The sequence below is a fragment of the Actinoplanes auranticolor genome (assembly GCF_018332655.1).
Taxonomy (GTDB): Bacteria; Actinomycetota; Actinomycetes; order Mycobacteriales; family Micromonosporaceae; genus Actinoplanes; species Actinoplanes auranticolor.
Genome location: NZ_BOQL01000011.1, coordinates 62,971 through 86,970 on the forward strand (window position 1 = coordinate 62,971; position 24,000 = coordinate 86,970).

The following is a 24,000-nucleotide window of genomic DNA, read 5'->3' on the forward strand; positions in this document are numbered from 1 at the left end:
TACGTTGGCGGGATGTCCGTCGAAGCCGCCCGCGCCGCCGAAGTCCTCGCCCAGCTGTCCGTGCCGATCCGGCTGCTCGCCCTGGCCGAGCTCGCCCGTCGCGGCAAGGAGGGCGCCTCCCTCGGCGAGCTGTCGTACGCCCTCGACCGGCCGCTGCCCGAGGTCGGAGACGCCTGCGCCCGGCTGGTCGGCCTGGGCGTGGCGATCGGCTCCGGCAACGGCTTCTACCGGGCCAAACTGGAGGGACTGCGGGACGCGGCCGACGCGGTGGACCGGCTCCAGCCGATCACCGCACTCCTGCGGGACTACCCGCAACTGCGGGCGAACTTCTCGCACGGCAGGCTGACCGGCCTGCCGCCGACCCTCAGCGACCGGTACGCGCTGATGGGCGAACTGCTCGCCCGCCACCTGGCCCTGGACGGGCTGTACGCCGAGGACGAGATCAACCGCCGGCTGTCGGAAGTTACCGACGAGGTGGCCGGGACACGCCGGATGCTGGTCGACACGGGATGGCTGGAGCGCGACCGGGCCGGCACCACGTACGGGCCGGGACGGCCACTGCCGGAGCCGGCGCGCTCCGCGGGCTAGATGATGTCCCAGTCGAGCGTGCCCTGCTTCGTCACCGTGGGGCGGTACCTGTTGCCGAACGGGCGGCCCGACTCCAGCGAGTCGGCCGTCTGTTCCAGCAGCTCCACGACCGAGGCCGGCCACTCCTCGAAAGAGACCCCGTCCTCGTTGTAGAACTCCCCCACCCGGCTGTGGCTGCCCGGCCGCTGATCCACCAGCAGGTTGCCACCGTCGCCGGAGGACGCGAACGGCACGAACGCCTTGTCCCACCAGCTGTCGTCCTGCTCACCGAAGACGTCGACCAGCACGCCGCAGAGCATCAGCCATTCGCCGGGGATCTCACCGACGGGCATCGGGGCGTAGAAGAACGGCAGGGTGAACGGGTCGCCCCGGCGGTGCGAGACGCCGTCGTGCCGGCGCAGGGAAGCGACCAGATCGGCGGGAAAAGCGACGGACATCCGGCGCTGAGCGGCATCGATCCGCTTGGCGGCGGCGGGCGGTTGCAGCGAACGGCGGGTCGCGGGAGCCCGAGCGGCGAGCCACACCTCGATGCGCTTCCAGGCCGCGTTGACCCGCCTGGTGGTGGCCCGGTCCGGCGCGGTGGGCTTGATCCGGCCGCTGTTCTGCGGGCAGACGTCGCCGACCGGCCGCTTCGGTGCCGCGGGCGCGGGCCTGACGAAGCTTTCCGGCTCCTTCGCCCGCGGCGCGGACTCGACGGTGATCCGCTCCAGCTTCGCCTCCGTGTGCAGGGTCGGCTCACAGAAGGCGAGGCCGCAGACCACGAGCGACATGGAGACGAAGACACCGGCCAGGAGGAGGACGACTCGTTTGCCGCTGGCTGTGGCCGGGGGTGGGAGGGGTTGCGGTGGTGGCGGCGGGGTCTCGGCCTTCGGCCGGCCGGCCGAGGCGTGCAGCAGGGGGTGCAACCAGCCCTTGGCGGCCGCGGCGAAATCTTCGGGGTGCTCCCCCGGGTCGGCGGGGATCCGGCTGGCTGGTGCTACCGGGATCCCGGCCTCGTGATCCGGTACGGGGCGCGCGTCATCGGTACTCGCCGGCGCGGCATCACCCGGCCGCGCATCTCCGTCCGCCCGCGCATCTCCGTCCGCCCGGGCAACGTGGTCGTCTTCCCGGGCGCCCTCGGCCTGTCCGGCGGTGGCGTGCCGGTCGCCGATGTCCTGTTGCTCGGCGGCGCTCTCCGCGATCCCGCCGCTCTGGCCAGCGACATCCGCACGTCCAGCGCCGCCACCTTGCCCGGCGTCGGCAGCCGCCGAGCCGGTGCTCGGTGAGCCGTCGGTGGTCGTGCCTCCCGGACCCGCGCTTGGGCCGCCCACGGTGATGACCGCGGCGGTGAGGCCGTGGCCGGCCACCGCGCCGAGCGCCAACGTCGTGTGGTTCGCCGCATCCGCCCCTGTTCCGGTGACCACCACGACCGGCGCGGACACCGCCACGGCCAGGTCCATCAAGGTCCAGCCGGCCCGCCCGGTCGGCACCATGAGACCGGGCACGCCCACCACGAGGACGAGCCCGTGCGTGCGGGCCAGCGTGCGTACCAGCGCCGCGGCCTCGTCCACGCTCAGCGGGTCAGCCGCGCTGTCTCCGGCCTGCAGGTAGGTGGCCAGCTCGCCCAGCAGCAGCTCCCCGGGCGGCTCGGGCGCTCCGAACACCAGCGCGGCCACGCGGACCGTGGACGCCGCGGCCAGCGCCGCCGCGGCGGGCCGCCAGTCGACGTCTGCCGACGTGGTGGCGAGCGCCCAGGGGCCACCGTCCGGCCACGGCACGGGCAAGGTCGACTCCGAGTGTCGGCGGGACGCGGGACGCCGACATCGTAGCGACGGAGGGTGACATTTCTCAGCCCGTACGCCTGATCAGCGTCCGACTTCTCAGGCATGGAGGGGCAGGACTGCGCGTACCTCGTACCCCCGGTCCTGCGATGGTCCTGTCGTGAGGTCACCGCCGAGCGCGCCGACGCGCTCCCTCATGCCGGCGATGCCGTGGCCGCCGCCGGCGGCGCTGCCGCTGCTGACGGCCGCGGCCGGGTCGGGGTCGGTGTTGTGCACGCGGACCTGCAGCGTCCGGTCGGCTGCAGCCACGGTGACGCGGATGGCCGCGCCGGGTGCGTGCCGGGTGGCGTTGGAGATTCCCTCCTGGACGATGCGGTACGCGCATTCCTCGACGACCGGCGTCGCCGTCATGGTGCCGGTGGGCTCCAGCGAGACGTCGAGCCCGGCCGCGCCGGCGGCTTCGATCATGGCCGGGATACCGGCCAGGCCGGGCGACGGTGCGGTCGCTGCCGTGCCGGGATCGCTGCGCAGGACACCGAGCAGGCGGCGCATGTCGTTGAGCGCGGCCCGGGACGCGCTCGCGATCTCGACGAACTCCGCATCCCGCGCCCCGGGCTGGTCGATGAGCCGGTAGGGCGCCGTCTCCGCTCGCAGCGCGATGAGCGACATGTGGTGCGCCACCACATCGTGCATCTCGCGGGCGATCCGGGCCCGTTCCTCCAGGACCACGCGCCTGGCCAGTTCCACTTCGGTCAGCTTGCGTTCGGCGGTGAGGTCGCGCTGCGCTTCGACCCGGCGGCGGATCTGGTCGCCGACCACTGCGGAGAGGACGACGAAGGCGATTACGACCGGTGCCTGCGACGTGGGCAGGTGCACGACCATCGCGGCCGCTGTCATCAGGGCGGCCCAGGACACCGTCGTGATGGGATGGCGGACGGCGACGAAGAGCACCAGCGCCGGCAGGACCAGGGTCTGCGCCGGATGCCACGGCCACGACAGACCTGCGGGGGCGATGTCGAGCGGCAGGTCGAGCAGGGTCGCGATGATGGCCAGCCGCCAGGCCAGTAGCGGACGGCGCGGAAGCAGCGCCACGGGGGCCACTACCGCGGCAGCGAGGGCCAACCGTATCGCGGCTACAGGTCCGATGAGGTCGACGTCGGCGAGGTCGTAGTAGACGAACAGTGCCGCGCCGAGACCTGTGAGGGCGAAAACGGCCGCGAGCAGCCGTCCGGGCGCGGCCGGAGCCCGGTCCCGGCCGATCACGACGTTCCACAGCCCGCTGAGGAGCGGGGGCACGGCCGCTGTCCGCATCGTCACCATGAGGACATGCTTCGCCGGCCGGGGCGCGGAATCCATCCGGCAGACCGTCGGTAGGCCGGTAGGGATAACCCCACTGAGACCTTGGGGATCGCCACAGATGGCAGAATGCCGGGGGTGATCGTCAGATCGGCAACTGTCGATGATGCCCTCGTGCTCGCTGTCGTGCAGACCCGGAGCTGGCAGGAGGCGTACCGCGGGAAAGTCCCCCAGCAGCATCTCGATCAGCTCGACCCGTCCCGGCGCCGGCACGGATGGCTGCAGTTGCTCCAGTCCGATCAGGCGCCCGCGGGAACCCTCGTGGCGGACCATCCCGACGACGGCGTCGTCGGATTCATCAACGTCGGGCCGGGCGAGGACACGGACACCGATCCCGCCCTGGTCGGCCAGGTCCGGGCGATCTACATCCTGCCGGAGCACTGGGGCCGGGGAGCCGGCCGGTTGCTGATGAACGCCGGCCTGGACAGGCTCGAGGCGGGCGGCTACCGCGAAGTGGTCCTGTGGGTGCTGGAGGCCAACGACCGCGCTCGACGCTTCTACGAGGCCGGCGGCTGGCAGATCGACGGAGCATCAAGAACGAACGACTCCCGGGGCGCCCCGCTCGTCGAGGTCCGCTACCGGCACCGCCAGGCAGCCGCGGCTACCTGATCAACACCGGATCGGGTGCTTCGGCCGGCGGGCGGCGGGTACCCTCGGCCGGTGTTCTCGCCTCAAGGACCCTCCCTGCGCGAGCTTTGCGTTCAGGCGCTCTCCTCCGTCGAGCGGGGCTACGACCTCCTGGCTCCGAAGTTCGACCACACGCCGTTCCGGACGCCGGACAGCCTTCTCGAGGCGACCGTCCAGGCGCTGGAGAGCGAAGGGCCGTTCGGCCGGGGGCTGGACGTCTGCTGCGGTACGGGCGCCGGCCTGATGACCCTTCAGCGGTTGTGCCGAGACGGGATCACCGGCGTCGACTTCAGCGCCGGGATGCTGGGCCAGGCGCGGGCCGCCTATCCCGAAGCCACGTTCGTACGGGCCGATGTCCGGGCCCTGCCCTTCACCGGTGAGTTCGACCTCGCGGCGACCTTCGGGGCGCTCGGGCACTTCCTGCCCGCGGAACGGCCGGCGCTCTTCGAGGGCGTGTTCCGGGCGCTGCGTCCCGGCGGGGTCTTCGCTGTTCCGATGGGTGTGCTGCCGCCGCCGACGTCGGTCGCGCACTGGACGCTGACCGGGTTCGACCTGGTCATGCGGGTCCGCAATGCCGTGCTGCGACCGCCGTTCGTCATGTACTACCGCACCACCTCGCTGCCCGCCATCGAGCACGACCTGACCGCAGCCGGTTTCGCCGTCGAGTCGATTCCCTTGACCAGTATGGGCAAGTACCGGGACGGCGATCCGCGGTGCTGGCTCACGCTCGCTCGCAAGCGTTGACCTCAATCGGACTTGAGGTTGCAGGATGAGCTCATGACGGTGACGGACGAGGCCCGGCAGGCGCTCGAGCGGCAGCAGACCGTGGAGATCACGACGATCGGGCGGCGCAGTGGACGACCGCGCCGCATCGAGACGTGGCGGTACCGCGCGGACGGCCGCTTCTGGCTGACCGGCAGCCCGGGATCGCGCGACTGGTACGCCAACATGCTCGCCCATCCCGAGTTCACGCTGCATCTGCACGGCCTGGACCTCCGGGTACGCGGGCGCGCCGTGACCGACCCCGACGAGAGGGCCAGGGTGTTCGGCGAGATCGTGCCGACCCTGGACTGGGCCGGGAGCCTGGAGAGCTGGCTCGCCGGCAGCCCACTGGTGGAGATCACTCTCGACAGCTGACTCTCTGGAGGCTTTCGGCCGGGCCGTCGCCGCGCGGCGTCCGGAGGTGGCGGCGCGCCTGCTGCCGGGCCTGGCCGGAGAAGCGGTGCGGCGCCGGCTCGGCGAGGTGCCGGATCAGGTCGTCGAGTGGTTCGCGTGGTGCAACGGCCACGCCTGATCGTCCAGGCACTCCGAGGGCAGCAGGAACCAGCGCAGCTTCTCGAACGCCGGTGGTAGGTCCAGGTCCACCCCGTCGATCGGTTCCGGCCGCTCCCGCATGATCCGGCGGGCCTCGTCGAGGTAGCCCGCGAGCACCTCCTCGCCCAGCGTCGGCCGCGCCCCGGGCATCGTGACGCTTCCGTCCGGGCTGAGCCGCAGGTCCGACAGGCGGACCGGCTGCCCTGCCGCGCCCCGATGGCGCCAACGGCCCGTACGCGGGTCGAAGCGGTAATCGCCGAGCAGCCGGCCGCCGTACCGGGCGATCAGCGCCACCGCCTCGGCCAGGTAGCCGGCCGCCTCGTCGGAGATGAAGTAGTTGAGGTTGATCCGGGCCCAGCCCGGCCTGATGCCCTCCCACCCGTCGACGATCTCGGCGTAGAACTCGCGGGAGTGCGCCTCGTCGATGCCGAGCAGGCGGTGCCCGTACGGTCCCGCACAGGAGCAGCCACCGCGGGCCTGGATGCCGAACAGGTCGTTGAGCAGCGCCACCACGAAGTTGTAGTGCAGGTGCCGCCGGCCGGCGCGGATCCGGAACGACACGATCGACAGCCGTTCGGCCCGCAGGTCGCCGAGCACCTCGATGCGGCTCTCCCCGGCCCAGCGGTCCAGGGTCCGCCGCCACAGGGCGTGTTCGCGGGCGCCGATGGTGTCGGTGCCGACCGCGTCCTTGACCGCGAAGACCAGGCCCGCGCGGACGGATTCCACGATCGCCGGGGTGCCGCCCTCCTCGCGGGCGACCGGGTCGTCCAGGTAGCGGTGGGTCACCGGGTTGACGAACGCCACCGTCCCGCCGCCCGGCACGGTCGGCACGCGGTTGGTCAGCAGGTCGTGGCGCAGCACCAGGACTCCCGGGGTCTGCGGGCCGCCGACGAACTTGTGCGGCGAGAGGAACACCGCGTCCAGGTGGTCGCCCCGGCCCGGTGCGGACTCGCGCATCCGGATGGGCACGTACGGCCCGGCCGCCGCGTAGTCCCACACCGACAGCGCGTCGTGCTCGTGCAGCAGCCGGGTGACCGCGGTGGTGTCGGTCAGCAGGCCGGTGACGTTCGAGGCGGCCGAGAAGCTGCCGATGCGCACCGGGCGGTCCGCGTACGCGACCAGCTGCCGGCGCAGGTCGTCGAGGTCGATGTGGCCGTCGGGGGTGGCGTCGATCGTGACCACGTCGGCGATCGTCTCGCGCCACGGCAGTTCGTTCGAGTGGTGCTCGTACGGTCCCACGAACACCACCGGCCGCTCGTGGCCCGGGATCGCCGCCGTCAGGGCGTACCGGTCGGCCAGGCCCTCCGGCAACCGCAGGCCGAGGATCGCCACCAGCTTGTTGACCGCCGCCGTGGCGCCCGAACCGCAGAAGAGCACCGCGTGCTCCGGCCCGGCGCCCACGCTGCGGTGGATGATCTGCCGGGCCTCCTCGCGCAGGGCTCCGGTCTGCAGCCCGGTCGCGGAGGCCTCGGTGTGGGTGTTGGCGTAGCGGGTCAGCACCTGCCCGCGGATGAAGTCCTCGACGAAATCCAGCGCCTGACCGGACGCGGTGTAGTCGGCGTAGGTGAGCCGCCGGGGGCCGTACGGCCCGTCGAGCACCTCACCCGCGCCGATCAGCCCGGTGCGGATGCGGTCCAGTAGTGACAACTCCACGGCGGCCTCCCGGCGGGCCGGCGTCGGCGGCGGCCCCGATCAACCCCGTTCTACTGCACGGGCGCCACCGTGGTCGAGGTCCGGACGGCGCGACGGCCCTGTCCGGGTGCCCGCGGTCGGGAGGATGTGCCCGATTTACCCCTCGATGCCGTCCGGGGCGCGGTACCGGCCCGTCACTCCCGCGAACGCCCCGTCCTCGCTCGTGGCCGCCTGGCTGAGCCGGGCGTGCACCCGGTCGAGCAGATCGCGCCGGGTGAACGGTTTCTCGATGATGAGCACACCCGGCGGCAGGGTGCCGTTCTCGGTGAGGACGGGCTGGGCGTAGCCGGACATGTAGAGCACCGGCACCTCGGGCCGGATCGCCTGCACCCGGGCGGCCACCTCGTTGCCCATCATGGCCGGCATGATCACGTCGGTGAGCAGCAGGTGGATCTGTCCCGGGTGCTGCTGGGCGAGGCGCAGTGCGGCGGCGCCGCCGTCGGCGACCAGCACCTGGTAACCGGCCCGGGTCAGGATGCGGCTCGTCGCGACGCGCAGCGCCTCCTCGTCCTCGACCAGCAGGATCGTCGCCTCGGGGACGGCGGGCACGGCGGGCGGGCCGGGCTGCGGTGTCTCCTCGGTGACGGTGACCGCGTCGTCGGAGGCCGGCAGCACGATGGTGACGGTCGTGCCGATGCCGTGCTCGGAGTAGAGCCGCACGTGGCCGCCGGCCGCCGTGGCGATGCCGTACACCGTGGCCAGGCCCAGCCCGGTGCCGGCACCCTGCGGCTTGGTGGTGAAGAACGGCTCGAAGGCGCGCTCGGCCACCTCGGCGGGCATCCCGCTGCCGGTGTCACTGACCCGGAACCGCACGTACCGGCCCGGGGCCAGGTCGGTGCAGTCGGCGACGTCCTCCTCGTCCAGCTCGGTGTTGCCGGTGTCGATGGACAGCGTGCCCCCGCCCGGCATCGCGTCGCGGGCGTTCACCGCGAGGTTGAGCAGGATCTGCTCGAACTGGCCGGGGTCGACGCACACCGGCCACAGGTCCCGGTCGAGGTGGGTGATCAGGTGGATGTGCTCGCCCAGGGTACGGCGCAGCATCTGCTCCACGTCGCCGACCACGTGGTTGAGGCTGAGCACCTGGGTCTGGGTGATCTCCCGCCGGCCGAACGCGAGCAGCTGCTTGGTCAGCCGGGTCGCGCGTTCGGTGGCCCGGCTGATCTGCCCCAGGTCGGCCCGGGCGGCGCTCAGCTCGTCCGGGTCGGGCACCGGCGTTCGCAGGGTCTCGGTGAGCAGTTCGGTGTAGCTGGCGATCACCGCCAGGATGTTGTTGAAGTCGTGGGCCACGCCGCCGGCCAGCTGGCCGAGGCTCTCCAGCCGGCGGGTGTGCTGCAACCGGCGCTCGGTGGCGTCCCGGTCGGCCTGGGCCGCCAGCCGCTCCCGCTCGGCCTGCGCCTGCAGCCGCTCGGTGACGTCGCGGACCGCCGCCGAGACGATGACCCCCTGGTCGGTCTCCAGGGCCGACAGGCTGATCTCCGCCGGGAACTCGGTGCCGTCCTTGCGTACCGCGGCCAGTGGCGTCCCGCCGCCCATCGGCCGGAGTTGCGGGTCGCTGAAGTAGCCGAGGCGGTGGCCGGGATGCTCCTGGCGGATCCGCTCGGGGACCAGGATCTCCACGGGCCGGCCGAGCAGCTCGTCGCGCCGGTAGCCGAACAGCCGCTCGGTCTGCGCGTTGAGCAGTGCGATCCGTCCGTCGGCGGTGACCCCGACGATCGCGTCCGGAGCGGCTTCGAGCAGCCCGCGGAACATCGCCTCGGCCCGCCGGCGCTCGCTGGTGTCGCGCGCGATGCAGGCCACGCCGGTCGGCTGCCCGCTCGCGTCGGTGATCAGCGACGAGGTCAGCGATACCGTCACGGGCACGCCGTCCCTGGTCAGGTTCTGCAGCTCCACCTGGTCGATGCGCTCGCCGCGGACGACCCGGGCCAACAGTTCGGCCTCCTGATGCTGCTCGCCCGGCGGGAACAGCAGAGCGGCGTCGCGGCCGACCACCTCGGCGACGCTGTAGCCGTAGAGCCGCTCGGCACCGGCGTTCCAGCTGGTGATGGTGCCGTCGAGGTCCTTGCTCGTAATGGCGTCGGCGGACGACTCGACGATGACCGCGAGCCGGTGGCGGTCGTCGAGGACCGCTGCCCGTTCGGCCAGGGCCGCGGCCTGGCCCGCCAGCTCCGCGAAGAGCTCGACGTCATCGTCGGCGAACAACGTCCGGTAGCGGTGCAACAGCACCAGCGTGCCGCCGGAGCCCGGCAGGGGCGCGGCGTTGACGAAGCGGGTCCCGCTGATCCGGGCCAGCTCGGCGGCGGCGGGCGGCGGATCGGTCCAGCCGGCCAGGGCGTCGATGGTCACCGCGCCGGTGGGCAGGCCGGCCACGTCCGCCGTCCGGTAGTGCCGCGGGTCCAGGCCGAGCTCCGGATCGCTGATCAGCTGCACCGTGTCGGCCGGTCCCGGCAACAGGATCACCAGGGCGTCGGCGCCCAGCATGTGCCGGGCGCTGTGGCAGTAGCGCTGCCAGATCCGGTGCGCGGGCTCGGCCGGCGGGGCGGCCAGCAGGCTGCGCAGCAGACCGTACGCCGCGCCCCAGGACCAGATCCGCCGCAGCCAGTGCGGCGGCATGAAGGCCAGCAGGTACATCAGTGCCGAGACCACCGCGATGGTACGGGCGAACGCGGTGGCCTCCGCCCCGGCGAACAACAGGACCACCCCGAACAGCAGGGTGCCCAGCGCGGCGCACCACAGCCGGATCCGGGCCGCGCCACCCCGGTGCCGCGCATCTGCCGCGAGCAGCGCCGCGGCTGTCGCCTCGACCACGAAGAAGAGGACCACGGTGGGCCATACCACCCACTCGGGCAGTGGTGGCGGCGCCACCAGAACCGCGACGGCGGAGGCGGCCCACGCCGCGCAAGCGCCCCACAGGACCCACGAGGGCACCGGCCGCATCCGGCTCACCAGCCGCAACGTACAGAGGGGCTGTCCCAGCAGCGCCGCGGTGATCAGGCCGACCGCCACCCGGGGCGGCTCGCCCATGATCAGCGTGAGCACGCCGAGCACGAACAGCATGGCCACCGAGGCGAAGATCAGCATGACGTCACGCAGCAGCGGATCCCGCCGGCGCAGGTAGCCCACCGCCGCCCCGACGAAGATCAGCACGAACACGGCCGTGACCGCCAGGACCGCCATCAGAACCCCTGCGCCGCTTCGACCTGCCGCATCACCTCATCCTTGATGATCCCGCGAGAAGACGAGGTCGCTTTGCCACCGATGCATCGTCGCGACGGAGCCGGCGATGCGGCTCAGCGCACGACGGCCCGCCCCGGTGCCGGGCCCCGGCTGGAAGACCACGACGGCGGACGAGGCCAGGCCCGCGGCCGGCGTGACGCAGGGCACTTCCGCCGGGGCGACGGTGTCGCGGTGCATCCAGCGGGCCGCCCGCCGCCGAAAGACCCTGCGAACGGCAATCCGACGAGGAGACGAGGTCAACGTGTCGGCTACCCCGGACACCGAGCAGCAGCAGCGACAGACCGCGCCGGACATCACCGCGTTCCTGCAGACGGCGGTCTGGGACCTGGCGTACGCCGGCGCGCTACCACCGGAGGAGGCCCTGCAGCTGCACCACGCCGCGCAGATGCTGCTCTCCGCCAGTGACCAGCTCCTCCGGGCCAGCCTGGGCGCGGGCACCGCACCGGCGGCGGGCGCGGACGGCCTGGCGGACGCGCCGGGGATGACCCGGCTGCTGCTCGCTCTGGTCGCCTTCACCCGGCTCGACCCGGTGGAGCGCGGCCGGCTGGCCCCGGAACTGGCCCGCTCGGCGCGCTCGACGCTGCGCCGCGAGCGAGCCGAGGCGATCCGCCTGACCGGCTGGCCGGTGGCCGACCTGGCCCGCGAGTACGGCATCTCCTCCGGCGCCGTCCGCGCCGCCATGATGGAGGAGCAGGCGCAGTAGGCCCTCGGGTCAATCGGCCAGCTGGAAGTGCCAGACCATCAACGCGGGTGTGTCGCGCCAGGCGGCCGCCGATGCCGCCGGCACGATACCCAGCAGCGACCACGGCCAGTCGTCCCACGGACCGGGGTCGACAGTGTCCGGTGCCGGCCCGGCCGCCTCGCCGGTCCCGCGGCCCGGCTCCTCGCACCGGCGCACCCGCAGGCCCAGCGGCAGGGCGGCCGCGAGGTAGTCCGCGGCGCGGTGCCGGTACGCCGGCAGGAGACCCGGTTCGCCGCCGGCCGACCGCACCCGCGGCACCGAGCCCAGGGCGACCAGCTCCTGGTGCACGTCCGTGATCACCAGGTGACCGCCCGGGCGCAGCACCCGGGCGAACTCGCGGAACGCCGGCCCCAGGTCCGCGAGGTGGACCAGGGCCAGCGCGCACACGATCACGTCGGCGTGGTCGTCCGGTAGTGGCAGGCTGTGCAGGTCCCCCAGCCGGAAGTCCGCCGCCGGCACCCGGGCGCGGGCCTGCTCCAGCATGTCGGGCGAGCTGTCCACGCCGATGACCCGGTAGCCGCGGGCGACCAGGTGCCCGGTGTGCCGGCCGGTGCCGCAGGCGGCGTCCAGGGCGACACCCCCGGGGAGCGCGTCGAGGATCTCGTGCACGAGGGCCTCCTCGGCGGGGAACAGCCCGTTGCCCGGCTCGTCGTAGGTCCGCGACCAGGCCCGGTATCCGGCCACGGTGTCCACCCGGGACGCGGTGACGCCCGCACCGCGCAGTTCGGCGCTGTCCAGCAGCCGGCGGATCTCGGCGATGCGCGCCTCGGCGAAGGACCGGTCGTACTCCCCGCCGAAGGCGCGCAGCAGGGCGACGCCCTCGAGGCCGAGCAGATACGCCAGCGGGTGCTGATAGACCATGGCAGGAAGCTAACCGGCCGCGGTCGCCAGCACCCACCCATTTACCGGCCGGCGTCCACGCCTCACGCTCCCGCCGAGCGCCCGCTGATGGCCAGGATCTCGTACGGGTACGGCAGCCGCCGCTCGCTCGCCGCGGTCAGCCCCGCCACCAGGTCCGGGTCCAGGTCCCATCCGGTCGCGCCCAGGTTGGCCTCGAGCTGGTCGAGCGTCCGCGCGCCGATGACCGGGGCGGTGACGTGCGGCTGCCGCAGCAGCCAGTTCAGCGCCACCTGGGCCGGCGCCCGGCCCGACTCCCGCGCCGCCGAGTGCAGTGCGTCCAGCACCGTCCAGGTGCGCTCGTTGTCGTAGTTCTCCCAGCGCTCCTGCCAGTTGTCGCGCTGCCCGGCCTCGGCGATCCGGGTGCCCGGCACCGGTTCCCGCACACCGCGGCCGTACTTGCCGGAGAGCCAGCCGCCCCGCAGCGGTGACCACGGCAGGAAGCCGAGCTTCTGCTCCCCGGCGAGCGGCAGCAGCTCCCACTCGGCCTCCCGGTCGAGCAGGTTGTACAGCGCCTGGACGGCCACGAACGGCTCGCGCCCGTGCCGGCCGGCCAGGTCGAGCGCCTGCTGCACGTGCCGGACGGACCAGTTGCTCACCGCCAGGTAGCGGACCTTGCCGCTGGTCACGAGGTTGTCCAGGGTCCGCACCACCTCCTCCACCCCGGTGGCCGGGTCCCAGCCGTGCACGTGGTAGAGGTCGATGTGGTCGGTGCCGAGCCGGCGCAGGCTGGCCTCGACGGCCGTGCGGATGTGCTTGCGGCCCAGCCCTTCGCGGTTGCCGCCGGGACCCCAGCGCACCTTCGTCGAGACGACGACGGACTGCCGGTCCCGGCCCTTGAGCCAGCGTCCGACGATCTCCTCCGACAGCCCCCCGTTGTAGGCGTCGGAGGTGTCGACGAACGTGCCGCCCGCCTCGGCGAAGTGGTCCAGCATCCGTACGCTCAGGGCCTCGTCGGACTCCCGGCCGAAGCCCATCGCGCCGAGGCAGAGCTCGCTGACGGCCAGGCCGGTCCCGCCCAGAAATCGGTATCGCATGCCCACCACGCTAGGGAGGAACCGGCCCGGCCGCAGGTGCCAATCGCTGCCCGTTTTCCTGGGCCACTTGCCCCGGAGACAGCGCATACCCGGGCGTGACCGGATCGTGCTGCGCACAGCGGCCGGGATGTCATACCTGCGTGCTAGACATGCTGGTTGTGACCACTCCGATCCACGAGATCAGCACCCGGACCACGCCCGGTGGCGTCCTGCACGTGTGCCTGGCCGGCGATTTCGACATGAGCGTGGCCGCCGAGCTGTCCGATGCCCTGGTGCGCGCGGCCCGTGCGCCCGGCGTCCGGCGGGTGGTGGTCGACCTGCGGCGCACCGAGTTCCTGGACTCACACGGGATCGCCGGGCTGCTGGCCGGCTACGAGGCGGCGCAGCGGGCCGGGCGACGGTTCGGCGTGACCAACGCCGAGGGCATGGTCCGGCAGGTGCTGGAGATCACCGGCCTGGCCGAGGTGCTGTGCGCCGACGACCGCGGGGTGGGCTGAGTCAGGGCTGCGCGTCCGCCACCGGGAAAGACGCCCAGATGTGCTTGGTCGTCGCGGTGGCGTACCAGCACAGATCGAGTGCCAGGGTCCGGACGATGTGCAGTCCCCGCCCGCCCACCCCGGCCAGGTGGATGCCGGCCAGCTTCGGCACACCCGCCAGGTCGTGATCCGCGACATCGACGACGAACCGGCCGTCGTCGCAGCGCAGCAGTCGTACGACCGCCGGCGGCCGGCCGTGCCGCAGGGCGTTGCTGGCGAGCTCGGTGGCCACCAGGACGACCCGGTCCACGATCTCGTCTGCCGGAGCGGGATCGACGAGTCCGTGCGCGGACAGGGCAGCACGCAGGCCCAGGCGCAGGGGCCGCAGCTCGTCGCCGTTCGTGAGGGACCACTGCTCCAGCTGCACGGCCTGCGCGGGCGGCGGCGACGTCCGCAACAGAGTCATGGGCTGCCTGATTGCCCTGTCGGATCTTGCGGAAACCTCGAATCCGATCTGCCGCGGTCGATGCCGGCCCGCGGGGCGCCGTCAGGGCAGCACGCGTACGGCCAGGGTGCAGGTGTCGTCGTCCGGGCCGGCGGCGGGCAGCAGGTCCCGCAGGCGCTTGAGGGTCAGGTCGCCCGGCTCGGCCGACACCTCCGACAGCGTCCGCATCACCCGGTCGAGCAGGTCGCCGTCGCCGGGATCGCGCCGTTCGACCAGCCCGTCGGTGTAGAACAGCACCAGGTCGTCCGGCCGGAGCTGGACCGTGACCACCGGATACCGGGCGTTGTCGGCCGCGCCGAGCAGCACCCCGCGCGGCAGCGGCAGCTCCTCGGTGCCCGCGGCCCGCGCCAGCAGCGGCGCCATGTGCCCGGCCCGGGCCCAGGACAGGACCCGCGTGGCCGGGTCGTACGCGGCGATCGTGGCGGTGCCGGTGATCCCCAGCTGCCGGCTCAGCCCGTTCAGGTGCCGCAGCAGCACACCCGGGTCGCAGATGCCGATGGACAGCCAGGCGACCAGGGCGAACCGCAGGTGGGCCATGCCGCTGGCCGCCTCCAGTCCGTGCCCGGCGACGTCACCGATGGCGAGCAGTGTGTGCCCGTCCGGCAGGGCCTGCGCGTGGTACCAGTCCCCGCCGACCTGGACCGCCTTCTCGGCCGGCAGGTAGCTGACGGCGGCCTGCAGCCCCGGCAGCGGGACCGGCTCCCGCGGCACCGGCTGGATGAGGCTCTGCAACTGACCGGCGAGGCGGTGCTCGGCGATCGCGGTGATCTCCCGGCTGCGCAGCTGGTCGCCGAGCCGTTCGATCTCGGACCTGGAGTCCACCCGGGCCGTGACGTCCTGCACCACGGCGTAGATCTTCAGCGGTGTCCCGTCCGCGTCCCGGGCGACGTCGGAGAGGATCCGCAGGTACTTGACGGTTCCGCCGGGCCGGATGCGGACCGTCACGTCGGAGCCGGCGCCGCTGTCCAGCGTCTGCCAGGCCGCCTCGGCCTGCCCGGCGTCCGCCGGCACCAGCAGCGCCGTCTGTTCGGTGCGCGTCAGCGGGCCCAGGACGGGATCCCGGTCGAAGATCCGGTACATCCCCGGGGACCACTTGCTCAGCCCGGTCCGCAGGTCGTACTCGGCCCAGCCCAGGTTGCCGAGCAGCTCCGTCCGCTCCAGGCGGCGCTGGTCCTCGTCGAGCCGCTGCCAGCAGACGAACAGCCCGCCGCGCATCGGATGCACGCCGATGTCGAACAGCGCGTCGGTGACGACGCCGGCCCGCCGTTCCTGATACCGGAAGCCGGGCAGCTCCGCGGGCTCGCCGGTGGCCAGCACCCGCAGATACAGCTGCCACAACGGGCCGCCGACCATGCTCGGATAGAGCTCGCTGAGCAGCTCACCGATCCGGCTGGCACCGCGCCCGTGGACGTCGCCGTCGTTGCCGCTGACCGCCTCGATCCGGAAGTCGGTGACGCGAGCGGTGTCGTCGGCCACGGGCAGCATCCAGGTGCAGCCGGCCGGGACCACCGCCAGGACGTCCCGCACCACGGCGATCAGGCCGTCCGGCGGATCCGCTGACCCGGCCCCCGGGCCGGGCCGGCCGCCGTCAGTCGCCATGTCCAGCAGCCTAACGGTCGGCGCGGGCCAGGGAACCCACCGAACGCGGGACGCCTGACGAGGGACGGGACCGCCACGAGGTCCATTGTGCTGCGCCCGGTGAGTCAGGCGGCGGGCAGCCGGTAGACCCGGGTGGCCGTGCCCGCCAGCACCTGCGCGCTTTCTGCCGGAGTACACCCGGCGAGCGCCTCGAGGACCACGTCGACCCAGCGGGCGTACGGGGTGGCCAGGGTGGCGACCGGCCAGTCACCACCGAACAGGCAACGGTCCGGGCCGAACTCGGCCAGCGCGTCCCGCAGATACGGCAGCACGTCACCCGGACGCCAGTGGGCGAGGTCGGCCTCGGTGGTGAGGCCGGACAGTTTGCAGACCACGTTCGGGAGCCCGGCGAGCCGGCGCAGGTGTTCCCGCCACGGGTCGCGGACACCGGAACGGACCGGCGGTTTGCCCAGGTGGTCCAGGACGAAGGTCACCTGCGGCGCCAGGGCCACCAGCTCGGTGACCTCGGGCAGCTGGGAGTGCCGGACGCACAGGTCCGCGGTGAAGCCGTACCCGGCCAGCGACCGGACGCCCGCGACGTGACCGGCGCTCGTGGCGAAGCCCGGCGGCTCGTCCTGCAGGTTGCGCCGCACTCCGCGGACCAGGGGCATCGCGGCGAGGAGCCGCAGGTCCGCCTCGACCTCCCGGCCGCGTTCGAGATCGGCGTGCGCGACCGCGCCGAGCAGCACGGGCCAGCCGGCGGCGACCTCCTCGACCCAGCGGAGCTCGTCGCGGGCCTGGCCGGCGGCCCGGCCCGCCTCGACGAAGACCGCCCCGGTGAGCCGGTGGCCGCCGGTTTCGAGCTCCGCCGGCCCGAACGGGCGGTTCAGTCCCGGCTCGCCGGCCAGCCACGGGTACCTGAAGCGGCGGGGGTCCCACAGGTGCAGGTGGGCGTCGATGAGAGCGGTCATCGGGGCTCGCCGTCCTCCGGGCTTGTCCTCCCGGTAGCGGCCGACCGGCCGGTCCGGGCACACGGGGGTGGCGCGGCCGGCTGAGCGACGACAGCCTGCCGCAGATCATGGAGGTCCGCCGGCTGCTGGAGCCGGCCGCGACCGGGCTGGCGGCGGCCCGGTGCGCGTCGACACCTCCGAGTCGTGGCTGCGCTCGTTGCTGCCGGCCCGCGCCGGTGCTCAGCGGTAGCCCTCCGGCACGCACCATGGACATCAGATGTCTGGGGCATCCCGTCAACGCTATCGATCGAACCGGATGTCGACAAGCGCGGATGATCTGATGTCTGTGGCGGTGCACCGATACGGAGGGACAACCATGAGCGAGTCGTACGACCGGTACCGGCGTGACCTGTGGCGGGACAAGGCCGAGGCGTACCGGCGCAGTTTCGCCGGCCTGTGCGCCCATCCCGTGCCACTGCTGCTGGACGCGGTCGGGATCGGAGCCGGAATCGGCGTCCTCGACGTGGGCTGTGGCACCGGGTCCCTGAGCGAGGCCGCGGCGGCGCGAGGAGCCGTGGTGACGGCGGTGGATGCCGAGCCCGCCATGGTGCGGGCGACGGTCGACCGCCTCCCGGCCGGGCGTCCGGTGATCGGTGCGCTTCCCGCCCTGCCGCTGCGGACAGCGGGTTTCGACGCCGTGGCGGCGAACTTCGTGGTCAACCATGTCGGCCGTCCGGCGCCCGCCGTCGCTGAACTCCGCCGGGTCACCCGCGCGGGTGGACGGGTCGGCGTCACGGTGTGGCCGCAGCCCGCTCCCCCGCTGCAACGGCTGTGGGACGAAGTCATCGCGGCGGCCGGAGTGACCCGGCCGGCGATGCCGGGCCCGGACGCGGCGGACGACTTCCCCCGGACCCGCGACGGGCTCGGCGGACTGCTGCGGCGGGTCGGTCTGACCAACGTGGACTCGCGGACCGTCACCTGGGAGCACCGGGTCGATCCGGAGCTGTGGTGGTCGGGGGCCGCCGGTGGGCTGGCCGGCATCGGGTACGTGGTCGCCCGGCAGGACGCGGCCACCGTGGCGCGGATGAAGGCCGCCTACGACCGGCTGGCCGGCGTGCACCTCGACAGCACGGGTCTGCTGTGTCTGCCGACCTCGGCATTGCTGGCCGCCGGAACGGTGCCCGGGACGGACTGACGGCCCACCCGGTAGCCGAACCACTTCGGGGAATCGTCGCGACATTCACCGGAATGGGTGGTCGTCGATATCGACGGCCGCCGGCTTTCCGCTCCGACCGCCGGTCGCGGCCGGTTCCCCCGGCCGCCGCGGGCACCATTGTCCGATGTCCGGCGGTGTAAGGGTTGCGAAGTTGGCGCGGAGGCCGGAGCATATCGGCGTCGGCCGTCGCGGTTCTCCCGTGGTCCGGCCTGATTCCCGGCGAACGGAAACGCATGACCTCTGAGGACGACGCCCGGACCCGGTTGCGGGTCGGCGGGTGGCTACCCCCGTACCAGGCTTTTCCGCCGGACCCGGACCCGCTTACTCCACCGGTTGTTTACCGTTCACAACCAGCGGTGAATGTCGATACATCTTCTGAATTAAGTGCCGCCACAAAGAGCGAGCGCCGTCGTTCCCTGATGGCGTTCTGCGCCGCCGTGGCCGCCCTGTTGCTGATCGGCGTCGCGCTCACCCAGTTCGGTGCCCGGCCCGCTCCGTCAGCCGGCCGTCACGAGCTGCCGCCGCCCGCCGCCCCGGCATTGCCGCCTCCGGTGGCCACGCCCGTGCCGGCTGCCGGCACCCGGTCCAGCGCCCCGGAGCCGGCCCGGTCGGCACCCCGTCCACCCGCCACGACCACCGTCGCCGCGCGGCGGGAACGTCCGCCGGCCGCGGCCGTGGGCACCTCCGTCACCACCCGGAAGCCGTCGCGGGAGGCGGCGCAGACACCGGCCGTGACGCTGCGGGCCGGCGCCGCGGTGAGCCTCGAGCTCGCCGACGCCCCGGGCTACCGGATCCGGCACCGCGACTTCCGCGGACGGGCCGACCGCATCGGGCCGGACAGCTCCGCGCTGGACCGTGCCGACGCCCGTTTCGTCGTGCGCCCCGGCCTGGCCGACAGCGGCTGCGTCTCGTTCGAGGCGAGCAACTATCCCGGCCGGTTCCTGCGGCACCGCGACTTCCGGATCCGGCTGGACAGCGCGGACCGCACCCGGCTGTTCGACCGGGACGCCACGTTCTGCCCCGAGACCCGCAGCCGCGCCGGCGTCGTCGCGCTGCGGTCGCACAACTACCCGGACAGGTTCCTCACCGAGGACCGTTCGCTGCTCGGCCTGACGCCCGCGACGACCGGCACGGCGACCCAGTTCGTCGTCCGCCCCCCGCTCTGATCACCCGTTCGCACCGCACCGCGAACGGGAGAGGATTGAGGCAATGCCCCCACCCACCGACGATGCACCGTCGAGCAGTCTGCAGGCCATCGCGATGTGGGCGGAGAAGGTCCACGGCGCCCGGGACATCCGGGAGCTGTGGGTGCCGCTCGACACCGACCTGCGGACGACCATCGCCCAGAGCTTCCTGCTCGGCATGAACCAGCCGCCCGACGACGACCGGGCCGCGGCGCTGGCGGCCCGGGACTCCGCCGACCCCTGGTTCGCGGACATGCTGCAGGTGTGTGCGCGGCACTGGCGGCGCTTCTACGCGTTCCTGGCCGCCGGCGTGCCCACGGCCAGCCGCTCGCAGCCCGTCGGCGCCGACATGGAGCTGACCGTGGTGCCCACGCTGGCCCATTCCGACGCGCCGGACCGCGGCCCGTCGGCCACCAGCCAGGCGTTCATCACCCGGCTGAGCGCTGAGCGCGGCTGGCTGATCGCGGCCCTGAGCCACAAGCTGCCGGTGCCCGGCTGGCCCCCGACCGAGTGGACCGTCCCGCACCTGCGCAAGCGCCGGCTCTAGCGGCGGCCGGGCACTTCCCTCAGGTACGCCCGCCGGCAGCCGAAGCTGTCAGCCATGAGCGCGATGCTTTCCGCGGTGCACGGGCCGAACACCGGCGCGTCGCCGTGGAGCCCTGCCGCGGCGGGCCGGGAGTCCCTGGACGCGCTGCTGCTCGACCTCGAGCTACGCACGGCCGACGACTTCGGCTCGGTGGCCATGCCGGCCCGCCGCGCCGAGCGGGTCGCCCGCCGGCAGGGCTGGACCGACCTGGAGAAACGCGCCGAGCTGGTCACCGGCGACGTACTCGGCCGGCTGGGGCGGATCGCCGAGCAGGGCCGGATCGCCAAGTCCGTCAACATGTGGGCCGAGGAGCACAGCGACCGGTACCTGCTGGCCCGCAGCCACCGCCTGCTGGCCATCTTCTACCGCTGCCTGGGCGACGCCGCGGAGGCGCTGACCCACGCGGTCCGCGGTGTCGAGTACGCCGACGCCGCACCGCCGCTGATCCGCGCCGGCAACCTCATCACGCTGGCCCTCGTGCTGGACGAGAACGGCTCGCACTCGCAGGCCCAGGAGCGGTTCGGCGCCGCGCTGGAGATCGCGACCGGGCACGACGCCGCCCCGATGGTGATCACCATCCTGAACAACCTGGCGTTCACCGCGTACGAGAACGACGACGTGGCCGCGGCCGACGCGCTGGTGGCCCGGATCCGCGAGATCGCGGCGCGGCACGAGCTGGCCCTCGACGGGCTCTACCTGGACACCATGGCCCGGATCAGCCTGATGCGCGGGCGGCACGCGGAGGCGCTGGAGGCGTTGCGGCCGGTGTTCGACGATCCGGGTGGTCCGCTGGTGACCGAGGCCGACACGCTGCCCGAGTGCCTGCTCACGGCGGCCGAGGCGTACCGGTGCGGCGGGCAGCCCGAGCGGGCCCGGGCGGCCCTGGACGAGGCCGCACGCCTGGCCGCCGAGCGGGAACTGGCCGGCATCGCCGCCCGGGTCCACGAGGCCCGCGCCGAACTGGCCGCGACGACCGGCGACTTCCCCGCCGCGTACGCGCAGTACCGGCTCTTCCACGCCGCGACCGAGCAGTTGCACGACGCGCAGCGGGAGATGCGGGCCCACGCGGTGCAGGCGGTCTTCGAGACCGCCGAGGCCCGGCGGGCCACCGAGCAGTTCCGCCAGCTGGCCCTGCGTGACCCGCTGACCGGGCTCTACAACCGGCGGCACGTCGACGAACAGCTCGAACAGCTGGTGGCCACCGCGATGCGCGCCGGGACCGAGTTGTCCGTGGCGCTGGTCGACCTGGACTTCTTCAAGCGGGTCAACGACACGTTCTCGCACGGGGTCGGCGACCAGGTGCTGCGGCAGGTGGCTGCGCTGCTCGGCACGGCCGTGGAAGAACCGGCCCTGGCCGCCCGCCTGGGCGGCGAGGAGTTCGTCCTGGTGCTGCCGGACACGGACCCGGCCACCGCGGCGGCCTTCTGCGAGCATCTGCGCGAGACGGTGCGTCGGCACCCGTGGGCCGAGCTGACCGGCGGCCTGGCGGTGACGGCCAGCATCGGCGTGACGACCTACACCGGCGGCACGACCAGCGCATCCACCCTGCTCTCGCTGGCCGACCGCAACCTGTACGCGGCCAAGCACGCGGGCCGGGACCGGGTCGTGCACGACGCGTCCCGCCGCTGAGCGCCGGCTTCCGACAGTGATCCACAGCACGAAGTTTCCGGTTTGGAAAACTTGCAGGGTTGGAAAAAAGACGTAGCGTCAAGGTCATGACGGATGAGCTGGGGCTGCGCGAGCGCAAGAAGCTGGCCACCCGCCAGGCTCTCTGCGACGCCGCGCTCAAGCTCGCCCTCGACGAGGGGGTCGCGACCCTCACCCCCGAGCGGATCGCCGAGGAAGTGCACGTCTCCCCGCGGACGTTCCGCAACTACTTCTCCAGCAAGGAGGAGGCGATCGTCGCCGGCCTGCGGGACCGGGCCCACGAGGTCGCCGACAACCTGCGCCGGCGGCCCGCCGACGAGTCCATCTGGGATTCGCTGCGGGCCGTCCTGCTGCCGTCGGTCGAGACCGGGATGCCCGGGTCCGACCTGATGAACCTGCTCGGGCTCATCCGCTGCCACCACGCGCTGCTCGCCGAGCACCTCACCGGCTTCGAGGACCTCAGCCGGCGGATGGCCGAGGTCATCGCCGAGCGCACCGGTACGGACGTGCAGCGTGACGTCTATCCCCGGCTGCTCGCCGACGCCTCGGGCATCGCGCTCAAGACCAGCCTGGGCCTCTGGGCCACCGGCAGCACCGGGCGCAGCCTCGCGGACATCTTCGGCGAGGCCCTCGACCTGCTCAGCCGGGGCCTGCCCGTCCCCGCTCCGGCGCACTCGGCGGATACCGGTCCACCGGCCGGCTGAGCCTTTCCCGTTCCGTACCCCCGCCCTCCGGCCCACCGGGCCGGCGGACGGTGCCGCACGCCCCGCCGACGACCGCGCCGACGGTAAGTACCTGCCGATCACCGGCGTGAACCATCGGAGGGACCGGCATGAGCCTGGTCAGGAGAACGCCGGTCGCCGACCCGGCCGGGCGGCCCCGGGCGCTGCCGGAGCTGGCGCTGGTGGTGGGGCTGTTCCTCGCGTACAAGCTGGCCCGGCTCCTGATCCAGGGCCGCGACGACGCCGCCTTCGGCAACGCCTGGCGGATCTGGGACCTGGAACGCTTCCTGCACCTGCCCGGCGAGGTGGCCGTGCAGCACGCGGTCGTCGGGCAGCCGGCGCTGCTCGAGGCGGCGAACACCTACTACGCGTACGTGCACTTCCCGGTCACCGCCGCGTTCCTGTTCTGGATGTTCCTGCGCCGGCCGGCGTACTACCGCTGGGCCCGGCGCGGTCTCGCCGGGCTGACCGCCGCGGCGATGGTCGTGCACGTGCTGTTGCCGCTGGCGCCGCCCCGGATGCTCACCGCCACCGGGATGCTGGACACCGGCCGGCTGTTCGGGCCGATGGTCTACGGCGACCCGGCGACCGACACGCTGACCAACCAGTACGCCGCGATGCCGTCCCTGCACGTCGGCTGGGCGCTGCTCGTCGCGGTCACGCTGATCGCGGTCACCCGGGGCCCGTGGCGCTGGGCCTGGCTGGCCCACCCCGCTCTGACGCTGCCGGTGGTCGTGGTGACCGGCAACCACTACTGGCTGGACGGGATCGTCGCCGCGGCGCTGCTGGCCGTCGTGCTGCTGGTGTGCCCGTGGCCGGGACGGCAGCCGCACGCCTTCTTCGGCCGCGCGGTCCCGCAGCCGGCCGTCGCCGCCGTGGAGCAGCCGGCATGAACGGGCCGCTGATCGCCACCGTGCTGCTGTCCCTGCTGTCGGCGGTGGCGTACGCGCTCGCGGCCGTGGTCCAGGAGCGCCTCGCCGCGGCGCCGCGCTGGTGGATGATCATCGGGCTGAACGGCAGCGGCGCGTTGCTGCACGTCGGCGCGCTGGCGTACGGATCACTCGCGGTGGTCCAGCCGCTGGGGGCGCTGACCCTGGTGGTGGCGTTGCCGGTCGGTGCGGCGGTCGCCGGGCGGCGGGTCCGTGGCCGCGAGTGGCGCGGTGCCCTGGCGACCATCGCGGGCCTGGTGGCGCTGCTGCTCGCCGTCGGCACAGCGGCCCCGGCGCAGGCCCTGTCCGACGTTCAGGTGCTGGTGCTGGTGCTGCTGGCCACGGTGCTGATCGGGGGGCTGGCCGGGCGGGCGTACCGGGCGGTTCCGGGCCCGGCCCGGCTGCCGGGGCTGCGGCTGGCCGCGGCCGGCGGAATCGCCTTCGCCGCGGCGTCGGCGCTGACCCAGACCGCGCTGCTGCGGATCGGCGCGGACGGGCTCGCCGCGCTGGAACAGCCGGTGGTGGCCGGCACGGTTCTGACGCTGGTCGCGCTGTCCGCGGCCGGGTTGCTGCTGTCGCAGGCGGCCTACCGCTACGGGCTCGGCGGGCCGCTGGCCACCCTGACCATCGTCAACCCGGTGGCCGCCGCGGGCATCGGGGTCGCGCTGCTCGGCCTGGGTGCCGGGCTGACTCTGCCGGCGGTGCTCGGGGCTGCGCTGGCTGCTGTGGTGGCTGCCGTCGGAGTGGTGCTGCTGGCGACTCCCGGCCGGGCCGGGCCACGGCCTGCCTGCCGCAAGGCGCTCCGGCCCGCGCGGCGCCGGCCACGAAGCCGGCCGGTCACGCGGCGCCACCGCCGCCCGGCGTCTCGCGCCGCTTCACTGCGCTGACCGGCCCGCGGACCAGGACCCGCATTGCCCGCGAGCGGATGATCAGGGCCGGCACGACCCGCAGGCGCCTGAC

The 24,000-nt window shown here is 73.4% G+C and carries 22 protein-coding genes; 13 read left to right on the forward strand and 9 right to left on the reverse strand.

Features of this window, described 5'->3' with window-relative positions; translation table 11 throughout:
* Positions 1–12 precede the first annotated feature (12 nt).
* A complete protein-coding gene (locus Aau02nite_RS05230; protein WP_212987167.1) occupies positions 13–588 on the forward strand; it encodes a DUF2087 domain-containing protein in 576 nt (191 codons plus the stop codon).
* Here Aau02nite_RS05230 and Aau02nite_RS05235 read toward each other — a convergent pair.
* Both Aau02nite_RS05235 and Aau02nite_RS05240 read right to left on the reverse strand, forming a co-directional pair.
* Positions 585–2,345 (reverse strand): SMI1/KNR4 family protein, encoded by a 1,761-nt coding sequence (locus Aau02nite_RS05235; protein WP_246594921.1) that lies wholly within the window; start codon positions 2,343–2,345, stop codon positions 585–587. The two genes, Aau02nite_RS05230 and Aau02nite_RS05235, sit on opposite strands and share 4 nt — an antisense overlap.
* Before the next feature lie 102 nt (positions 2,346–2,447).
* Entirely contained in the window at positions 2,448–3,668 is a 1,221-nt protein-coding gene (locus tag Aau02nite_RS05240) for a sensor histidine kinase (RefSeq protein ID WP_212987169.1), read from the reverse strand.
* A 150-nt stretch (positions 3,669–3,818) separates the two neighbouring features.
* Here Aau02nite_RS05240 and Aau02nite_RS05245 point away from each other — a divergent pair, with 150 nt between their 5' ends.
* Genes Aau02nite_RS05245 through Aau02nite_RS05255 form a run of 3 tightly spaced genes read left to right on the forward strand, consistent with a single transcriptional unit; the run spans position 3,819 to position 5,468 of the window.
* Entirely contained in the window at positions 3,819–4,313 is a 495-nt protein-coding gene (locus Aau02nite_RS05245) for a GNAT family N-acetyltransferase (RefSeq protein ID WP_212987170.1), read from the forward strand.
* A 51-nt stretch (positions 4,314–4,364) separates the two neighbouring features.
* On the forward strand, positions 4,365–5,075 hold the full coding sequence (locus Aau02nite_RS05250; RefSeq protein WP_212987171.1) for a class I SAM-dependent methyltransferase: 711 nt from the start codon (positions 4,365–4,367) through the stop codon (positions 5,073–5,075).
* Positions 5,076–5,108: 33 nt separating this feature from the next.
* A complete protein-coding gene (locus Aau02nite_RS05255; protein WP_212987172.1) occupies positions 5,109–5,468 on the forward strand; it encodes a nitroreductase/quinone reductase family protein in 360 nt (119 codons plus the stop codon).
* A 114-nt stretch (positions 5,469–5,582) separates the two neighbouring features.
* Here Aau02nite_RS05255 and Aau02nite_RS05260 read toward each other — a convergent pair whose 3' ends face one another.
* Together Aau02nite_RS05260 and Aau02nite_RS05265 are read right to left on the reverse strand one after the other, a co-directional pair.
* On the reverse strand, positions 5,583–7,298 hold the full coding sequence (locus Aau02nite_RS05260) for an aminotransferase class V-fold PLP-dependent enzyme (RefSeq protein ID WP_212987173.1): 1,716 nt from the start codon (positions 7,296–7,298) through the stop codon (positions 5,583–5,585).
* Positions 7,299–7,433: 135 nt separating this feature from the next.
* Entirely contained in the window at positions 7,434–10,511 is a 3,078-nt protein-coding gene (locus Aau02nite_RS05265) for a hybrid sensor histidine kinase/response regulator (RefSeq protein ID WP_246594919.1), read from the reverse strand.
* Positions 10,512–10,617: 106 nt separating this feature from the next.
* On the opposite strand from Aau02nite_RS05265, the gene Aau02nite_RS05270 reads away from it, so the two are divergent.
* A complete protein-coding gene (locus tag Aau02nite_RS05270) occupies positions 10,618–11,274 on the forward strand; it encodes a hypothetical protein (RefSeq protein ID WP_212987174.1) in 657 nt (218 codons plus the stop codon).
* Positions 11,275–11,283: 9 nt separating this feature from the next.
* Here the strand turns inward: Aau02nite_RS05270 and Aau02nite_RS05275 are convergent, their stop codons facing one another.
* Both Aau02nite_RS05275 and Aau02nite_RS05280 read right to left on the reverse strand, forming a co-directional pair.
* The gene (locus Aau02nite_RS05275; protein ID WP_212987175.1) at positions 11,284–12,174 is read right to left on the reverse strand and encodes a class I SAM-dependent methyltransferase; all 891 of its coding nucleotides are present in this window, start codon (positions 12,172–12,174) and stop codon (positions 11,284–11,286) included.
* Between the two features lie 62 nt (positions 12,175–12,236).
* Complete coding sequence (locus Aau02nite_RS05280; RefSeq protein ID WP_212987176.1) at positions 12,237–13,247, reverse strand: aldo/keto reductase; 1,011 nt, start codon at positions 13,245–13,247, stop codon at positions 12,237–12,239.
* A 158-nt stretch (positions 13,248–13,405) separates the two neighbouring features.
* Here Aau02nite_RS05280 and Aau02nite_RS05285 point away from each other — a divergent pair, with 158 nt between their 5' ends.
* Positions 13,406–13,744, forward strand: coding sequence for an STAS domain-containing protein (locus Aau02nite_RS05285; protein ID WP_212987177.1), 339 nt, complete (start codon positions 13,406–13,408; stop codon positions 13,742–13,744).
* 1 nt (position 13,745) lies between these two features.
* Here Aau02nite_RS05285 and Aau02nite_RS05290 read toward each other — a convergent pair whose 3' ends face one another.
* The 3 genes from Aau02nite_RS05290 to Aau02nite_RS05300 form a co-directional block, all read right to left on the reverse strand.
* Complete coding sequence (locus Aau02nite_RS05290; RefSeq protein ID WP_212987178.1) at positions 13,746–14,189, reverse strand: ATP-binding protein; 444 nt, start codon at positions 14,187–14,189, stop codon at positions 13,746–13,748.
* An 81-nt stretch (positions 14,190–14,270) separates the two neighbouring features.
* Positions 14,271–15,827, reverse strand: a complete 1,557-nt coding sequence (locus Aau02nite_RS05295) for a PP2C family protein-serine/threonine phosphatase (RefSeq protein WP_212987179.1) — start codon at positions 15,825–15,827, stop codon at positions 14,271–14,273.
* A gap of 104 nt (positions 15,828–15,931) precedes the next feature.
* Entirely contained in the window at positions 15,932–16,777 is an 846-nt protein-coding gene (locus Aau02nite_RS05300; RefSeq protein ID WP_212987180.1) for an amidohydrolase family protein, read from the reverse strand.
* A gap of 355 nt (positions 16,778–17,132) precedes the next feature.
* Here Aau02nite_RS05300 and Aau02nite_RS05305 point away from each other — a divergent pair, with 355 nt between their 5' ends.
* From Aau02nite_RS05305 to Aau02nite_RS05335, 7 genes are all read left to right on the forward strand, one after another.
* A complete protein-coding gene (locus Aau02nite_RS05305) occupies positions 17,133–17,951 on the forward strand; it encodes a class I SAM-dependent methyltransferase (protein WP_212987181.1) in 819 nt (272 codons plus the stop codon).
* Between the two features lie 440 nt (positions 17,952–18,391).
* On the forward strand, positions 18,392–19,138 hold the full coding sequence (locus Aau02nite_RS05310; RefSeq protein WP_212987182.1) for an AbfB domain-containing protein: 747 nt from the start codon (positions 18,392–18,394) through the stop codon (positions 19,136–19,138).
* Positions 19,139–19,181: 43 nt separating this feature from the next.
* Positions 19,182–19,703, forward strand: a complete 522-nt coding sequence (locus Aau02nite_RS05315) for a hypothetical protein (RefSeq protein ID WP_212987183.1) — start codon at positions 19,182–19,184, stop codon at positions 19,701–19,703.
* 54 nt (positions 19,704–19,757) lie between these two features.
* Positions 19,758–21,371 (forward strand): tetratricopeptide repeat-containing diguanylate cyclase, encoded by a 1,614-nt coding sequence (locus Aau02nite_RS05320; RefSeq protein ID WP_212987184.1) that lies wholly within the window; start codon positions 19,758–19,760, stop codon positions 21,369–21,371.
* A gap of 86 nt (positions 21,372–21,457) precedes the next feature.
* Complete coding sequence (locus Aau02nite_RS05325) at positions 21,458–22,093, forward strand: TetR/AcrR family transcriptional regulator (protein ID WP_212987185.1); 636 nt, start codon at positions 21,458–21,460, stop codon at positions 22,091–22,093.
* A 128-nt stretch (positions 22,094–22,221) separates the two neighbouring features.
* The gene (locus Aau02nite_RS05330; protein ID WP_212987186.1) at positions 22,222–23,004 is read left to right on the forward strand and encodes a phosphatase PAP2 family protein; all 783 of its coding nucleotides are present in this window, start codon (positions 22,222–22,224) and stop codon (positions 23,002–23,004) included.
* Positions 23,001–23,927: a DMT family protein gene (locus Aau02nite_RS05335; protein ID WP_212987187.1), complete on the forward strand. Its 927-nt coding sequence runs from the start codon at positions 23,001–23,003 to the stop codon at positions 23,925–23,927. The genes Aau02nite_RS05330 and Aau02nite_RS05335 overlap by 4 nt, the downstream gene beginning before the upstream one ends.
* Positions 23,928–24,000: the final 73 nt, after the last annotated feature.

Bases quoted from the DNA above. Each gene is read 5' to 3' on its own strand.
- Aau02nite_RS05230 (WP_212987167.1), top strand. From the start codon at position 13: ATGTCCGTCGAAGCCGCCCGCGCCGCCGAAGTCCTCGCCCAGCTGTCC.
- Aau02nite_RS05240 (WP_212987169.1), bottom strand. From the start codon at position 3,668: ATGGTGACGATGCGGACAGCGGCCGTGCCCCCGCTCCTCAGCGGGCTG.
- Aau02nite_RS05255 (WP_212987172.1), top strand. From the start codon at position 5,109: ATGACGGTGACGGACGAGGCCCGGCAGGCGCTCGAGCGGCAGCAGACC.
- Aau02nite_RS05265 (WP_246594919.1), bottom strand. From the start codon at position 10,511: ATGGCGGTCCTGGCGGTCACGGCCGTGTTCGTGCTGATCTTCGTCGGG.
- Aau02nite_RS05270 (WP_212987174.1), top strand. From the start codon at position 10,618: ATGCGGCTCAGCGCACGACGGCCCGCCCCGGTGCCGGGCCCCGGCTGG.
- Aau02nite_RS05275 (WP_212987175.1), bottom strand. From the start codon at position 12,174: ATGGTCTATCAGCACCCGCTGGCGTATCTGCTCGGCCTCGAGGGCGTC.
- Aau02nite_RS05280 (WP_212987176.1), bottom strand. From the start codon at position 13,247: ATGCGATACCGATTTCTGGGCGGGACCGGCCTGGCCGTCAGCGAGCTC.
- Aau02nite_RS05290 (WP_212987178.1), bottom strand. From the start codon at position 14,189: ATGACTCTGTTGCGGACGTCGCCGCCGCCCGCGCAGGCCGTGCAGCTG.
- Aau02nite_RS05295 (WP_212987179.1), bottom strand. From the start codon at position 15,827: ATGGCGACTGACGGCGGCCGGCCCGGCCCGGGGGCCGGGTCAGCGGAT.
- Aau02nite_RS05300 (WP_212987180.1), bottom strand. From the start codon at position 16,777: ATGACCGCTCTCATCGACGCCCACCTGCACCTGTGGGACCCCCGCCGC.
- Aau02nite_RS05305 (WP_212987181.1), top strand. From the start codon at position 17,133: ATGAGCGAGTCGTACGACCGGTACCGGCGTGACCTGTGGCGGGACAAG.
- Aau02nite_RS05310 (WP_212987182.1), top strand. From the start codon at position 18,392: ATGGCGTTCTGCGCCGCCGTGGCCGCCCTGTTGCTGATCGGCGTCGCG.
- Aau02nite_RS05315 (WP_212987183.1), top strand. From the start codon at position 19,182: ATGCCCCCACCCACCGACGATGCACCGTCGAGCAGTCTGCAGGCCATC.
- Aau02nite_RS05320 (WP_212987184.1), top strand. From the start codon at position 19,758: ATGAGCGCGATGCTTTCCGCGGTGCACGGGCCGAACACCGGCGCGTCG.
- Aau02nite_RS05325 (WP_212987185.1), top strand. From the start codon at position 21,458: ATGACGGATGAGCTGGGGCTGCGCGAGCGCAAGAAGCTGGCCACCCGC.
- Aau02nite_RS05330 (WP_212987186.1), top strand. From the start codon at position 22,222: ATGAGCCTGGTCAGGAGAACGCCGGTCGCCGACCCGGCCGGGCGGCCC.
- Aau02nite_RS05335 (WP_212987187.1), top strand. From the start codon at position 23,001: ATGAACGGGCCGCTGATCGCCACCGTGCTGCTGTCCCTGCTGTCGGCG.